The organism is Flavobacterium aquicola, from assembly GCF_003385115.1.
GTDB lineage: Bacteria > Bacteroidota > Bacteroidia > Flavobacteriales > Flavobacteriaceae > Flavobacterium > Flavobacterium aquicola.
The window spans coordinates 124915-141342 of record NZ_QUNI01000014.1; the positions used below are offsets into that span (position 1 = coordinate 124915).

10 protein-coding genes are annotated in these 16428 nt (G+C 34.8%); 4 read left to right on the forward strand and 6 right to left on the reverse strand.

Annotated features, from left to right (window positions below; genetic code table 11):
- Positions 1–78 precede the first annotated feature (78 nt).
- Complete coding sequence (locus C8P67_RS19020; protein ID WP_115814770.1) at positions 79–492, reverse strand: hypothetical protein; 414 nt, start codon at positions 490–492, stop codon at positions 79–81.
- Positions 493–696: 204 nt separating this feature from the next.
- Between C8P67_RS19020 and C8P67_RS19025 the strand changes: the two genes are divergently transcribed.
- The 3 genes from C8P67_RS19025 to mtgA are packed head-to-tail and all read left to right on the forward strand — an operon-like array spanning position 697 to position 7498.
- On the forward strand, positions 697–1809 hold the full coding sequence (locus C8P67_RS19025; RefSeq protein ID WP_115814771.1) for an NAD(P)/FAD-dependent oxidoreductase: 1113 nt from the start codon (positions 697–699) through the stop codon (positions 1807–1809).
- Between the two features lie 29 nt (positions 1810–1838).
- Positions 1839–6698 (forward strand): T9SS-dependent choice-of-anchor J family protein, encoded by a 4860-nt coding sequence (locus C8P67_RS19030; protein ID WP_115814772.1) that lies wholly within the window; start codon positions 1839–1841, stop codon positions 6696–6698.
- Positions 6699–6751: 53 nt separating this feature from the next.
- On the forward strand, positions 6752–7498 hold the full coding sequence (mtgA, locus tag C8P67_RS19035) for a monofunctional biosynthetic peptidoglycan transglycosylase (protein ID WP_115814773.1): 747 nt from the start codon (positions 6752–6754) through the stop codon (positions 7496–7498).
- Between the two features lie 50 nt (positions 7499–7548).
- Here the strand turns inward: mtgA and C8P67_RS19040 are convergent, their stop codons facing one another.
- Together C8P67_RS19040 and C8P67_RS19045 are read right to left on the reverse strand one after the other, a co-directional pair.
- Positions 7549–8145: a GNAT family N-acetyltransferase gene (locus C8P67_RS19040; RefSeq protein WP_115814774.1), complete on the reverse strand. Its 597-nt coding sequence runs from the start codon at positions 8143–8145 to the stop codon at positions 7549–7551.
- A 202-nt stretch (positions 8146–8347) separates the two neighbouring features.
- Positions 8348–10555: a TonB-dependent receptor gene (locus tag C8P67_RS19045; protein ID WP_115814775.1), complete on the reverse strand. Its 2208-nt coding sequence runs from the start codon at positions 10553–10555 to the stop codon at positions 8348–8350.
- 442 nt (positions 10556–10997) lie between these two features.
- Between C8P67_RS19045 and C8P67_RS22200 the strand changes: the two genes are divergently transcribed.
- Positions 10998–11228 (forward strand): hypothetical protein, encoded by a 231-nt coding sequence (locus C8P67_RS22200; RefSeq protein ID WP_170141495.1) that lies wholly within the window; start codon positions 10998–11000, stop codon positions 11226–11228.
- A 168-nt stretch (positions 11229–11396) separates the two neighbouring features.
- On the opposite strand, the gene C8P67_RS19055 is transcribed toward C8P67_RS22200, so the two are convergent.
- From C8P67_RS19055 to C8P67_RS19065, 3 genes are all read right to left on the reverse strand, one after another.
- Positions 11397–12386 carry an aspartate-semialdehyde dehydrogenase gene (locus C8P67_RS19055; protein ID WP_115814777.1) on the reverse strand — a complete coding sequence of 330 codons (990 nt, stop codon included), beginning with the start codon at positions 12384–12386 and terminating at the stop codon, positions 11397–11399.
- A 720-nt stretch (positions 12387–13106) separates the two neighbouring features.
- Positions 13107–13529 (reverse strand): large conductance mechanosensitive channel protein MscL, encoded by a 423-nt coding sequence (gene mscL / locus C8P67_RS19060; RefSeq protein ID WP_115814778.1) that lies wholly within the window; start codon positions 13527–13529, stop codon positions 13107–13109.
- 74 nt (positions 13530–13603) lie between these two features.
- Positions 13604–16051, reverse strand: coding sequence for a bifunctional UDP-N-acetylmuramoyl-tripeptide:D-alanyl-D-alanine ligase/alanine racemase (locus tag C8P67_RS19065; RefSeq protein WP_115814779.1), 2448 nt, complete (start codon positions 16049–16051; stop codon positions 13604–13606).
- Positions 16052–16428 lie beyond the last annotated feature (377 nt).

Consider the following 16428-nt stretch of genomic DNA (forward strand, 5'->3'; position numbering starts at 1 on the left):
CAATTTAAACAAATGGCTATACTTAAAAAAAACCTAAAAGAAATGAAACAATTTAATGCTAAAAAAGGAAGTAAAAAATTACTGTTTATGAAATATTTCAACAGTAATAAGGGTGATAAAAAAGCACAATACTAATATGATTATGCTTGCAATCATTATCTTTTTAAAAAGTGATTTTTTATTTTTTTTTACTTGAGAATCTATCGTAATCTCAGAATTGATTGCTGAAAATGGTTCAGAGGTCCGCATATACTTGATCCATCCCCCATTGATATAAATTTGTCTTCCTAAATCTGTCAAATCACATCGAAAACCTTGACTGCTTTCTAATAAAATAATTCCTTTTTTAACTAAAATATCTGCAAAGGCCTTGGAATTTTTCAGATTAAAACCATATTCATCCTTGAAATTTATCCGCATCATATATTGGGATTTCGATGCATACAATAGCTTCATATTAACTTCTATGAGCTCATCAACATTTTCAAACATAACAAAGTATTTTAATTTATTTTCCAGATTTCATCAAATGAAAAAATCTTATTTATATTACTATCATTTACTTCTCAATTATAATGCCAAATCGTGTCTCATTTGAAATAATTACACATTTCAAAGGACATTCTCTTCGGGTGATATTCGATAGAAACAATTCAAAAACTAAAAAAAAGATTTAATTTTATAAAAAAAAGGAAAATGCAGTTAAGCTATTGGGAAATAAAGAATTGGTTTACTAACGTAGATTTTACTATTGTGGGAAGCGGTATTGTCGGGCTTCATACCGCATTGCGCTTGCGCGAAAAGTATCCAGCCAGTAAAATATTAATACTCGAAAAAGGAATGCTTCCGCAAGGTGCCAGTACTAAAAATGCAGGGTTTGCCTGTTTTGGAAGTATTTCAGAAATCATAGACGATTTAAAATCACATACCGAAGAAGAAGTAATTCAGCTTATTCAAAAAAGATGGAATGGACTGCAGTTATTAAGAAAAAATCTTGGTGACAAAGTGATTGACTTCAAGCCTTATGGCGGTTATGAGTTGTTTTTGAAAAACGATGAAAGCAGTTTTTCAGAATGTTCCAATAAATTATCTTTCATAAACGAGATTTTAAAACCCCTTTTTAAAGCAGATGTTTTTGCCAAAGAAGTAGATCGTTTTGGTTTTGGAAACATCCACGAATATTTAATTTTCAATCCCTTTGAAGGTCAAATCGACACTGGAAATATGATGCAGGCTTTGCTGAAAAAAGCAATTTCAGAGGATATTTTAATTCTGAACCAGCAAACCGTGACCTCCTTTTTGGACAAGGAGAATAGTGTAGAAGTAGCGCTAAACGATTTTAGCTTCACTACCAAAAAACTATTATTTGCCACCAATGGTTTTGCTAATGAACTAACAAAAGGAGGAGTAAAACCAGCAAGAGCACAAGTTCTAATCACAGAACCTATTCCAAATCTTGATATAAAAGGAACTTTCCATTTGGACAGAGGCTATTATTATTTTAGAAATATTGGTGATAGAATATTGCTTGGAGGAGGCAGAAATCTGGATTTTGATGCCGAAACCACTACCGAATTTGGTCAAACAAAAATAGTGCAAGAAAAATTGGAATACTTATTAAAAGTAGTAATTTTACCTGATTACAATGTTCAGGTTGAACACCGCTGGAGTGGTATTATGGGCATTGGCAACAGCAAAAAGCCAATAGTTACCCAACTTTCCGAAAACGTCTGCTGTGGCGTTCGATTAGGCGGAATGGGAGTAGCAATAGGCAGTTTAATAGGAACCGAATTAGCAGATTTAGTATAAAACTACCAATAAAAAAACACTCTCCAAACATGCAGAAAACTACTTTAGTAATTATTTTTTCTTTTTTCAACTTACTTTTTTCAAACGCCGCCAGCAAGACAAAACCCATTACCGCTAATTTAGATTTTGAAATTACAGTTTCATTAACAGGTGAGGCTATGATTGAATATCTTAATTACAGTGTTTATACTACTGCTGAATGGGAATTTGAATACGGCCCGGAAGGATTTCTGCCTGGGCAAGGAACTTCTGTAAAGGTTTCCGGATGGGATTTTTACCGTTTTACATTAAATCCGTTAAAAAAATATGTCTTCAGGATAAGAGAAAATCATTTTAACGGCAGTACCATTACATGGACTGATTGGTCGCAGACTCAAACAGTATTTGCCACAAACGACAATTATTATTCTTTGGGCTACGCCATTAATTTTAATAATACAAACGAAAAAGATTTAGAGTGGAAAGGTCTATTATACAGCAACCCTAAAAATGAGGCTTATATAGCATTGACAGAAAATTATAATCATGGAGATAATCCAGGTTCTTCAATAATTATGACCAATTTAGACAAAAGTGCTAACGGTCATATTGCCTTTGTTTCGCCAAAATTTAAAGATTTAGCAACCGAAAGAAAGATACGCTTTTGGGTTTATAATTACGATTCCAATGAAGAGTTACTTGTAGGGACAATGACAGATCCAAACGACCCAAGCACTTTTCATTTATTATCTGAGGTTGAAAGACCAGCTACAGCAAATTGGGAACAAAGAACTATTTATTTTAATAATTATAAAGGAAATGATAATTACATTGTTTTCAAATTCAAAAATAAATCATACAACTATATTGGCGATGCCGAAGTTTATATTGATGATATCAGTTATGAGGAAGCTTCTAATTGTTATGACCAATCTAATTTTGCAGTTACAAATGTTCAGGAAAATTCAGCTCAGATAAGTTTTGATTCTCCAAACCAAACTAATTTTCAGGTTAGTTTAAAAAATCTTTTTACACAAACCACTGAAACGTTCAATATTCAAAGCAGTCCATTTGTCATAAATAATTTGACAGGAAACAGTGACTACGAAGTAAAATTACGGGCAAACTGCGTTGATGATTTATATTCGAATTGGACTCGGACTATAAGTTTTAAAACCGTCTGTAATGATTTTTCGGGAACTTATACAACCTCTTTTGAAGGAGGCGATTATATAGATCCCTGCTGGAGTACTAATACTAATTATGCTATAATAACAAAAGATAAAAACGTTGACTGGAGTTTAAAACCATTGCCTAAAACGGGTTCACAAATGATTATTATGAATTCGTATGGTGATTCTGGTCAAAAATCATTTTTGATAACTCCTTACATTGCAAATTTAGAAGCCACTAAGAGAATTAGATTCAGTCTCCTTGCTTATAGTTCAAGCCAGACTTATAATAACAATTCCCTGACTATAGGAACGATGTCTGACCCAAAGGATGCCACTACTTTCATTCCCTTGAAAACAATTTCAGCATCAGAAATGAATGAGATTGACAATCCAAATAAATTAGATATTTGGAAAGAACATACTATTTATCTGGACAATTATCTAAAAAGCAATAACCATCATTATATCGCTCTAAAACAAAATGAATCGTCCAAATCAATTTTTTGCATAGATGATTTTGTTTATGAAAATTCGCCATTGTGCATAGAACCTATAAATCCTAGAGTTCTTAGTTCTGGTATTGATTTTGCGACTGTTACTTGGGACAATTACAAGCCAGCAGCAGAATGGCAGATAGAATTTGGTCCGAAAGGATTTGCGCATGGAACCGGAACTATTGTAAATGCAACCTCATTCCCTTTTAAAATTACTGAATCTGTTTTAGACGATACGGTATATGATTTTTATGTTCGTTCTAAATGTGACAATGATTATAGTGGCTGGTCTGATAGAGGCTATTTTAGAACCAAATGTTCAGGGATAACTGTGGGATATAGTGATGATTTTGAAAATGTCTCTTTTGAAAAAACTGGCTGCTGGACTAGAATTGTGCCTAATATTGAACAAAGATATTGGGATAAAAATCAGTTTATAACAATGACTGCTCAACCAGCAAAGAGTGGTTCGCATTCGGTATATATGCTAAATCAGCTAGATGCACCGTATCCTTCTGGCGTGGGAGAAAAAACAGACAGAGTAGTTCTTGTTTCACCAAGATTGAAAGATTTCGATAATTATAAAAGATTTAGTTTTTGGATGCTTTCGCCAAAAGAAGACAGCAATACCGCTGTAGAATTTGTTATAGGAACTCTCTCGGATCCGGAGGATTATACAACTTTCACTTCTTATAGAACAATTGCAATTCCTGCCGGAAATATAGGGAAATGGGTGAAATATGAAATTGATTTTTCAAATTATTACGGTACGGATAAATATGTCGGCATAAAACAAGGCAAAAACAATGCTCGTTTAATAAGATTATATATCGATGATTTTGAATATACGCAAAACGATTGCCCACGACCAGCTCAATTAGGAGCAAGCCAATCAGGAACTGATAGTGTTTCCTTGGACTGGAAAGACAACAACAGCCAAAAACAATCTGAAAGCTGGGAAATCGAATATGGACCAAAAGGATTTACAGAAGGAACAGGTACTTTAATAACCGTAAAAACAAATCCGTTTAATTTAACCGGATTAGTTGAGAATTCATACGATTACAGGGTTCGTACTTATTGTGAAGCAAATATAGCGAGCGATTGGAGTGACAGATATACCTTTAGAATCGCATGTTCTAAAACAGCACCTTTTGTAGAAAATTTTGACTCTTATAAAAATAATTATGGCGATGTCATTGATTTTTGCTGGACTTATAATAACCATCAATTTTCCCGTATTGATGAATTTAGTCTGACCAATATAAACAGTGCTCCAAATGTTTATTTATTACAAGACGAATCAGGTACTGCATATTTAATAACTCCTTATTTATCAGACTTCGATAATTCTAAAAAAATAAAATTCTGGATTTATAACCGATTATCACCATATACTAAATCAGGTAATTTAATTATCGGAACAATAAAGAATCCTTTAGATCTTTCAACTTTTGAACCGTACCAATCTATTTCTTTTGATGAGATAAAAAAAACACCACAATACGGAAAACAATATAATATTGATTTTTCAGAATATAAAGGATCCAATAAGCAGATAGCATTTAAGATTGAAAGCGAGCCAAATGAATATCGAAGTACTAATACAATTTTAATTGATGATTTTTATTATGACCAAACATTAGCATGCTATGAGCCAATAGATATTGTTTTTTCAAACATAAATAACAATTCAGTTCATATTAATTGGACATCAGGAAATCAATCACCGCAAAATGTTGAAATAGAATATGGAATTAGAGGTTTCGCTGCTGGAAATGGGACTAAAGTAAACACTAACCAAAACGAAATAACCATTTCAGACCTATCCGAATCAACCAACTATGATTTCTATTTTAAAACCACCTGCGGATCAGGAAACTCAATCCTTGTTGGTCCAAAAAAAATAGACACAACTTGTGAGATACAAACCTTGCCGTGGTCAGAGAATTTTAGCAACCTGAGCGCATATGGACAAAACATGCTGCCAAGCTGTTTCAAACATTCTAATGGAGAATACTCCTTGGAAAAAGATCAAGTGAAAAATTATTCATCCTATTTTAATTATAATGAATTTTTAACAGGCTTTGATGATAATACATTTATCCACATGAACGGTTCCTATCCTAGCTTCTTTAGTCCGATGTTTCATTTAGTAGCGGGAACAACTTATAAGTTTAGCATGAAAGCTGTTAAAGCATATGAATATGCAGCGATAGGGATAAGCCTGGCAATTGGCAGAGGCCAAAACGAATATAATATTGAATCAAGACCATCCCGAGATGGATATTTGACTGAATATGGATATAGAGATCTTGTTTTTTATTACACTCCCCTTGTAACAGGTGACTATAGTTACCAGATAATGGCTACCTACTCGGGTTCAGCAAACGCATTAATTGACAATTTAAAATTGGAAGAAGGTTATACTTCAACCATAAATGGAAAAACTGCGAATATAAAATATGACTTTGAAACTCCATTAGATGAAACACTAATTTTGGAAAGCACCAATCAAAGTTCGATAATAGTATCTCTGGATCCTTCAAACGACGCAAACAATCTAATTGCTATGAATGGAAGCAATAATTCAGGAAATTGGAAAAGTACCGCTTCACAATTGAACAAAAAAACTTCAAAATTATCATCAGATGCCTCAAATGTTTGGGAAGCCAATCCGGAGTTCATAACAAAATTGAATATGAAAGTAGATGCCCGAAATGCACAAACCCTATTTATGCAATTTGACCTCAAACAAACCTATAATCAAAATAGCAATGAATCCATATTTAGAGTTCTCATAAATGGCAAAATTATAGGAAATGAAGTTCAGCCAATTTCGAATGATGCAGATGAATTTGCAACCCTAAAATATGATCTGACTCCATACGCAGGAACCGAAATCCGCATTTCTTTGCAACACATAGGAAAATCAGAATATGGCGATAACGCTTATCTGGACAATCTTGTTTTTAGTCCTACAGCAACTTTATCCATTGCCGAAAATGAATTGGAAAATTTAAAATATTATCCAAACCCTGTCGAAAATACTTTGAACATCGAAAGTAATTCGGTGATTTCTAAAGTTGAAGTTTACAGTACAAATGGACAATCAATTTTTGAAAGTAAATTTTCAAAACCAAATGTGAGCATTGATTTCAAAAAATACACAACAGGCGTGTACTTAATCAATGTTACAAATGAGGACAAGAAAAAAACTTTTAAAGTCATTAAAAAATAAACGTAATAAAAACTACTTTTGGTTCAAAATCAAAAGAAGAGTTAGAATAAAAAATGGCAACCAAAATAACACCCAAAAAAACAGCAGCAAAGAAACCCGTTAAAAAAAAACAGGGAAACTTTATGTCCAAAGTAAAATGGTTTTTACTAAAAGCGTTATTATGGTTTTTTGGACTTTCAATAGCTTCAGTAGTGCTTTTTAAATTTGTGCCCGTACCATTTACACCGTTGATGGTAATCCGTTATTTTGAGAATAACGCTGCTGACAAAGAAAATCATTTCAGCCACAATTGGGAACCTATTGAAAAAATTTCGATGAACCTTCAAAAAGCAGTAATTGCCAGTGAAGACGGAACCTTTCTAACTCATAATGGTTTTGATTTTATTGCGATGCAAAAAGCATACAAGAGCAACGAACGAGGCCGGAAAGTAAGAGGCGGAAGTACCATTTCACAACAGACTGCCAAAAACGTTTTTCTTTGGCAAGGCCGAAGCTACCTGCGTAAAGGTCTGGAAGCTTATTTTACCGTTTTGATAGAACTTATTTGGGGCAAACAGCGTATCATGGAAGTATACCTCAACAGCATCGAAATGGGTGACGGAGTATACGGAGCTTATGCCGCAACCGAGCATTGGTATCGCAGAGACGCATCGAGCTTAACGATGCAGCAAGCCGCCGGAATCGCCGCTATTTTGCCCAATCCAAGAAAATACAAAGCAACCAGTTCTTCATCCTACATCAACAACCGAAAGACAAAAATTGTTCGGATTATGCGACAGATCGGAAAAGTAGAATATTAAAATAAAACCCCAATGGCACAATTGCTATTGGGGTTCTTCTTTTTATAACATTATTTTATAAACTCTGGGAAATATTCGGCTTTAATAACCTGCCAATCTTCTGAAATAATACTGTAATAAACATCATCTTTGCTTTTCCCTTCAGAATCTATGTAGTTATTTCTAAACAAACCTTCTTTTAAAGCACCCAATTTTTCTATTGCTCTTTGGGATTTTTCATTTTCAAGATCAGCACTAAATTGAATTCTTCTAAATTGAATATTTTCAAAACCAAAATTTAACAACTCATACTTACAGGCTTTATTTAATCCTGTTCCCTGAAAATCTTTACCGTACCATGTCCATCCAATTTCGCATTTTTGACTTGCATGATTTAAATATCCATATCTCGTACTTCCAGCAACTTTATTTGTAATTTTATCAATAATTAAAAACGGATAACATATTCCGTCTGCCTTTTGTTTTAAAGTGCTTTTGACATAATTTTTAAAATCAGCATCATTTCGAACATACATTCCCATGTATTTCCAAATTTCATCATCATAAATAATTGATTTGAGTTCGATATTTCTTTCACTTTCGAAAGGAATCAATAAAACTATTTCATTTTCTAAAATGATTTCAGATTGTAATATTTCGCTTTTCATTATGGTTACTTTTATTAAGTGCAAAATAATTATTTTGGCATTCTAAATAATTTAGCAACGGAACTGTTTTGTTATAAAAACCTAAGTTCACAGATGTAATCAGGTAATAATAATCAAAAAATAATCCCCAATAAAGAGAACTCTTCATTGGAGATTATTTTTTTAAACACAAAGATCACAGGATATTATGCAAAGCTTTGAGTTAGAATTTAAACGCCACTCCCAAGACAAAATTCCTTCCCAAATTTGGTATTCCCGAAGTTGCTAATCGGGACAAATGCGGAATATAAGTTTTGTTCAGCAGATTATTTCCATTCAGGTTAACGTCAAAAGTAGTTTTACCGAGATTTACTTTTCCTCCAAAACCCATATTGAGCAAAGTGTAGCCATCCGAAGGAATATCAAAACCGCTAATTTTCTTCTGACTCAAAGTCGTTGAAACATTCAAAGTCGCAAAACTGTCCTCAAGCCATTTACCAATTTTAAAATCGGTTTTTATAGTGTTATCCCAATTGTTTGCCGGAATTTGAGGCAAGTAACCGCCATCCTGTAATTTACCAGTTACAGTTTCAAAACTGGTTTCGATGTGTAACCAATCCAATGGATGCGGGTGAATGTGAAGTGCAGCTTCTCCACCATAAAGACTGGCATTGTTCTGAATATAATCATATACTTTAAAACCATCGATTTCGACACCACTTGGAGACGAATAAATATAATCGTTGATATGGTTGTAAAAACCGCTTACGCTAAATTCAAAGTGAGTGCTTTTGTATTCCAAGTCCAAATCGGTCTGCAGGTTTTGTTCAGTTTTTAAATTAGAATTTCCAATTTCATAACGAAATGTACCTTCGTGAACACCATTTGACGAAAGTTCCGCCAAATTCGGTGCTCTAAAACCTGTTGCAGCATTTAATCGAAAAGTCAAATCTTTAGCAAAATCCGTTTTGTATCCCAATGAAGCATTGAAACTGTCATACTTTTTATCAAGTGATTCAAAATATCCTTCTTCAGCAGCAATTCCATGTTCATCAGAAACTAAATGCCTGTTATCAAATCGAATACCTGCCTGCACCGAATTAGAACCCCAGCCATAAATTCCTGTTGCAAAAATCCCAAAATCATTGGTCGTTGCATTTGGAATCAAATATTCTTCACCCAGATTTTTATTGTTTTGAGACATTCCCTGAACGCCAACAATCGCCTCTACTTTACCAATTTTGGGCAAATAGTATTTAACATTATAATCGAATGTGTTTAAAACCATATGCAAAACCGCTACATCACTGTCTTCAAACTCGCTGCGGTCATTTTGAATGAATCCTAAATTCACATCTAATTTTGAGTTACTAAAAAACAAAGTATTGTTCAAAGAGAATAAATTATTAGAAACACCTTGTTTTGGGAAAGCCGTTTTCTTGGTAGTGGTTTGGTCGGCGATTCCGTCTTCGGGAATTCCTAAATCCAGATTATTGTAATTGTATCTAAAAACACTCGAAAACTTCGCATTGCTGTATCCGATTCCTGCTTTGAAATCCATTTCCTGAAAACGGGTGTTGGTCACTCTGTCCCCATCTGGAATTTTATAATCGGATTGGGTGGTGTAAGCACCACGAATCAAATATTTCCAATTATCGGTTGAAGCTTTCAAGCCCAGAGTTGTGTTGCTTCCAAGAGTATTTGAAAACATTCGCTGTCCAAAATCACCTTGAAAAGTATTTGCCAAAGCAAATTTTTCGGGATTAAAAAACAGAACCCCGCCCAGCGCATCCGAACCGTAAAGCAAAGATGCCGGACCTTTTATAACCTCAACATTTTCCACTCCGGCATCATTTAATCCCAAACCGTGTTCGTCGCCAAACTGCTGATTCTCTAATCTAATTCCTTGAGTATAAACCAAAACACGGTTACCGCTCAATCCGCGGATTACCGGTTTCCCGATTGATGTTCCCGTAGAAACCTGCGAAACTCCGGGAATTGTTGCCAAGCCTTCTATCAAAGTGGCGCTTCCTTTTTCCTGCATCGATTTGACGCTTTCGCGATCGACTTTCATCACGTTTTGAGACTGTAACTTGGAGAAAGGCGTGGAGACAATAACCTCATCCATTTGAAAAGCCTTTTCGTCCATTACAATATCGAGTGTCTGCGTATTTTGAACTTTTTGAATCTTTTTGTTTTGAACCGCAAAACCTACGTATGAAAACACCAAAGTTTCCTCTCCGTTTGGAAGTTCGGTTAAAGTATATATTCCGTTTTCATTTGTTTTTGCTGATTTATGCGCCTCAGTGGCATAAACGACAACTCCAATTAAAGGATTATTTTTGGTATCGGTTACTTTTCCGGTTATGGTGTTTTGTGCCTGTAAAAAAGTGGTAAGCCCTAGAAAGAGGACTAATAAATATCGTTTCATATAATGTATATTGTTTTCCAATCAATGTTCTTTTTAAAAGAAAGCAATGATTGAAAATGTTTTGTGAATGGTTGAATTATTGACTAAATCTCTTGTTGGACTTAACCTTTGTGGTGCTTTTTATTTGAAAAATTTACAGATTGCGCAATAGAACACGGATGACGCAGATCAAACGGATATGCGCAGATTTCTATTTATTGCGGATTTGCGGATTATGCCAAAAACCTTTAATAATGTTTGGCAATAATTCCAAAAATGCACTATGCCGGCTCTTTAGCCCCGATTGCAGTGGAAATCTCCCGATTTAGAAAAACAAGGCTTTTTTGCCGTAGTTTTTTCTTGATCGGGAATTGCAACGGAAAGCGGGAACGATCATTGCCGATAAAGCCAATTCTTTCGCTTCAAATAATTTTAGCGGTAATTATAAATTTGGGGGACCACGATGGGAATACAGACTGCCCGAAAAGGAGTGTACAGACTCGGAAACTGTATTGAAATAAGGAATTTTCCAGTTTTTGGCAAAGAATGCGCTGGAGTAATTTACCGGCGTTATGAAACTGCTGAAGCCGAATTCGCAGACAAAACAATGATCAAAATTGTGGTGCTGGTGCGTGAATTCAGAACTGGAATTGTAAGTGTGATGACAGGCTTTCTCGGAAAATTTTTCCTGTAAATGCCCAATACTATCCAGCGATTGAAACAGTATTGAGAACAATACCACCGCAACCAGCGAAAGATTAAGTATGAGCTGTTTTCTTTTCATCACCGCAAAGGTAATAAAACAAAAAAACTACAACCGATTAAAGTTGTAGTTTCTTAATTTATTAATTCTGAAATTGGATTAAACCAATTTTGCTGCAATTAAGTATTCAGCAATCTGAATAGTATTTGTAGCTGCACCTTTTCTCAAGTTATCGGCAACAATCCACATATTCAAAGTGTTGTCCTGGCTTTCGTCACGACGGATACGACCTACGAAAACATCGTTTTTACCTTCAGCATATTTTGGCATTGGGTAAGTGAAAGTGTCCAAATTATCCTGAACAGTTACACCATCTGTTTGGCTCAAAATAGTTCTTACGTCGTTTACATCAAAATCATTGCTGAATTCCACGTTCACCGCCTCGCTATGCCCGCCTACAACTGGTACACGAACCGCAGTAGCCGTTACTTTGATAGAATCGTCGCTTAAGATTTTTTTGGTTTCTTTAACCAATTTCATCTCTTCTTTTGTGTATCCGTTATCTTCAAAAACATCACATTGAGGGATACAGTTACGGTTGATTTCGTATTTGTAAACCATGTCACCTTTTACTCCAGCAACTTCATTTTCGAATTGCTGTACCGCTTTCACACCAGTTCCAGTAATAGATTGGTAAGTAGAAACGATTACACGTTTTACATTGTATTTTTTGTGCAAAGGTGCCAAAGCCAATACCATTTGAATAGTCGAGCAGTTTGGATTTGCAATGATTTTATCTTCTTTTGTCAATTGATTTGCGTTGATTTCAGGAACAACCAATTTTTTAGTCGGATCCATTCTCCAAGCAGATGAATTGTCGATAACTGTAGTTCCTGCTTCGGCAAATTTTGGAGCCCATTCCAATGATGTTCCTCCGCCAGCAGAGAATAAAGCGATATCTGCTTTCATATCTACTGCTGTCTGCAATCCAACCACGGTATGTTTTTGCCCTTTGAATTCGATTACTTTCCCAACTGATCTTTCAGAAGCTACAAGTATTAATTCTGTGTATGGAAAATTTCTTTCTTCTAATACTTTCAACATGATTTCGCCAACCATTCCGGTAGCCCCTACAACTGCTATTTTCATTCTATATATTTTTATTGTGTATTTCTATTTTGAAGTACAAAAGTAAGTAAACTTCAAAAGATAACAAGGGGGTTAACAAAAATTAACAAATTGTTATAAATTAAACAATGTGATTATTCTAGGTTGCTGAGATACTAAGTTTTTAAGCTTTTTGGAGCAGAACATTTGCTTTCATTTCAAGTATACTCCCGCTTTTCGCTGCAATCTCTTGTTCCGAACCCCGGAACAAGAGGATTTCCACTGCAATCGGGGCTAACGACAACTTTTCTGCTTTTTTAGAGATTAGAAAAAATTAAAAATTCAATAAAGGTTCTAGCTTTTGTCTTATATCAAAAACGAATTCTATAATCTTATTTTTGTCAATTTTTATTCTAAAAAGTAATATAAAATGACCCTAAAGAAGCCTATCCACACTGCCTATACCCAATATTGTCATTCCGCCGAAGGAGGAATCTTCACAAGTAGCTCGACAAGCAAAGTCCTCAACACTACGGAATACGAAGCGAAGATTCCTCCTTCGTCGGAATGACAAACTTGCGGATTATTGGAATGTTTTATGAAAAATTATTGATACTATCAACTTAGAAATTCAGAATCATTTACAAAAAAAGAACCACCCTTTTATAGAGTGGTTTAGTTAGAATATATAGTGTAAGCGGTATGTTTTCTGAGTTGCAAAGTTACTGAGAAGCTAAGTTTCAAAGATTTTTTCTTAGAAGCTTAGGCTTTACTTTTAAGCAAATCCCTAATTTGTGTAAGCAATTCTTCTTGAGTTGGACCAGCTGGAGCTGCAACAACAACCTCTTCTTTCTTTTTTGCCTTCTCCGCAGCTCTCAAAACTACAAAAATAAAGAAGGAGATAATTATAAAATTAATGATGGCCTGAACCAAATTCCCATAAGTTATTACAGCTGCACCTGCAGTTTTTGCTGCTGCCAAAGTTTCATAACTATTACCATCAAGAGTGATGAATTTTTGAGTAAAATCAATTCCACCAGTTAATAAACCAACGATAGGCATAATAACATCATCAACAGCAGAGCCAACAATTTTGCCAAAAGCGCCACCAATAACAACCGCAGTAGCTAAACTTAGTACGTCTCCTTTCATTAAAGAAGCTTTGAAATCTTTGAAAAATCCCATAATTTTTTGGTTTTTAGGTTATTTTTAATGTGAAAACACTAACGAATATAGTCATTTTATTTTAAAAATAATTCTTATTCCCTGTAAAAAACACGCTTAACACGCTGGGAAATACTGGTAAGAATCTCATACGGAATCGTTTTCAATTGTTCCGCCATATAAGTCACGGTTGGGCTTTCGCCAAAAATCACTACTGAATCCCCTTCTTTGCAGTCAATCTCGGTTACATCAACCATCAGCATATCCATACAGACACTTCCAAGTATGGGTGCTTTTTTGTTTTTTATCGTAATAAAACCAATACCATTTCCCCAGCTTCTTGCAATTCCATCGGCGTAACCAATGGGAATTGTAGCAATTTTCGATTCTCCGTTTGCCATAAAGCGTCTGCCGTAGCCCACACTTTCACCCGATTGAATCGTTCTGATTTGGGAAATAATGGATTTTAAAGTCCCAACGTTTTCCAGATATTTTTGCTCTTCTGAATCATTCGAAACACCGTAAAGTCCAATTCCCAAACGAACCATATCATATTGTGCCTCCGGAAAATTACTGATACCCGAAGTGTTCAAAATATGGCGAATAGGAGTAATTCCTAATCCATTCATCAACTTCGAAGACAGTTTCTCGAATAAATTAATTTGATATTCGACGAAATCTTTGTGTTGTAAATCATCACTTGTCGCCAAATGAGACAGAATACTTTTTACTTTAACGGTTCGATTCCCTTTCAAAGTCGAAATTAAATCATCAATTGTATTTAATTCAAAACCCAAACGGTGCATCCCTGTATCCATTTTTATATGAATGGGAAAGTCTTTTAATTTTTTCTGTTCGGCTATTTTAAGGAACGCATTCAGCCCTTTCAGACTGTAAATTTCAGGTTCCAACTGATGTTGAATGATTGCCGGAAAGCTAGTGTTTTCGGGATTCAGAACCATAATCGGCAATTTGATTCCCATCGTTTTCAGCGAAATTCCTTCATCGGCGAAAGCCACACCTAAATAATCCACTTTGTGATGTTCTAGCAGTTTTGCAATTTCAAATCCTCCGCTTCCATAACCAAACGCTTTAACCATTGCCATCATTTTGGTGCCGGTTTTCAGTTTTGACTTAAAGAAATTAAAGTTATGGCTTATCGCATTCAGATTGATTTCAAGAACCGTTTCGTGTGTTTTCTCCGCCAATGCCGACACGATTTCTTCAAACTGAAAAGATCGAGCTCCTTTTATCAGAATGGTTTCATTTTCAAAATTCAGATTTTCTAACTGTAGTAAAAATTCATCGGTGTCTTTAAAAAACAAGGCATTGTCAAGTTTTGTTTTTAATGTGGAAACCGTTTCTCCAATTCCTATAAAACGGTTAATATTATTGGAAACTATCAGCTCTGCCACTTTAGAATACAACTCTTCATTCGACAATCCGCTTTGGAAAATATCCGAAAGAATTACCGTTTTCTTCTGATGCTGTTTTTGGCTTTCGAGAAAATCCAATGCTATTTTCAAAGACTGAAAATCGGAACTGTAACTGTCATCAATCAGACTGCAGTTATTGATTCCCTTTTTCACCTTCAAACGCATTTCCATCGGAAACAATAATTCAATTCGGTTTTGAATCGTTTTGGCATCGTAATCCAAATGCAGTAAAACCAAAAGACAGGAAATCACATTTTCGACCGAAGCATCATCCACAAAAGGAATTTGCAAGGTCGAAACATTCGCTTTATAGGTATATTCAATAAGTGTATGGTCGTGAGTGTGTTCTTTTTTGGAAACAAAAACCGTAGCGGTTGTATCCATAAAAGACCAAGAAACAGCTTTCATTTTTGGAAGAATATGTTGCTCAACATTGCTGTTTTTTTGATAAATCAATGCTTCGGAATTTTGGAAAAGCAACATTTTCTCCTTGATTTTTTCTTCCAAATTTTCAAAACCTTGATCGTGTGCAGAACCGATATTGGTCAAAATTCCAATGGTTGGCTGAATGATTTTTTCGAGTTTATCCATTTCTGAAACCGTCGAAATTCCTGCTTCAAAAATCCCCAAATTATGCTGTTCATTTATGGCAAGCACAGACAATGGCACACCTACCTGTGAATTATAACTTTTTGGGCTTCGGATGATATTATAGTCGGGACTCAACAGAAAATTGAGCCATTCTTTCACGATTGTTTTACCATTGCTCCCCGTCACTCCGATAATTGGGAACGAAAAAAGACTTCGGTAATAAGAGGCCGTTTGTTGTAAAGCCTCAAGTGTATTTTTGACAACCAAAAAATTGGCTTTTCCCTCTAGACCTTCGGGAATATGGGTTACAACAAAATTCCGAACGCCTTTTGCAATTAAATCTTTTATATAAATATGGGCGTCGTGATTCGTTCCGACTAATGCAAAAAAGAGCGTTTTCTCGTTGTTTTGCAGGGAACGGCTGTCGATGGAGATAGTGTCAATTTCAAGGGTATCCTGAATGTCAATTGTTTTAGCATCCAGAGTTGAAATGATTTTTTTTAAGGATAAATTCATTTGGATTTGAAAAAGTAGAAAATTAAATAATTGAGGTGATAGGTTTAGTAATTTTTTAACCCCATTTTTTAATTTCAGCAAATAAATCAATATGCTCAATAACTTGATCGTTAATCGAATCCGTTATTTTTTGGGTTTGTAAGTCCATTGTGGTCCATTTTACATCAAAGTTAAAAAAAATAGCAATGAACTAGTCTTATTTTAGAGTTTTATTAAGGTTAAAAATCCATTTGAAATCATTACCAGAATTTTAGATTTTTTCACTCCTTTTGATTTTTATTAACTAAACCACTCTGCACTGAAAGTGCAGAGGTTTGTTTTACGAGGGACTGAAAGTCCCTCATTTTTTCATTCGAGAATGAAATTTGAATTATCAT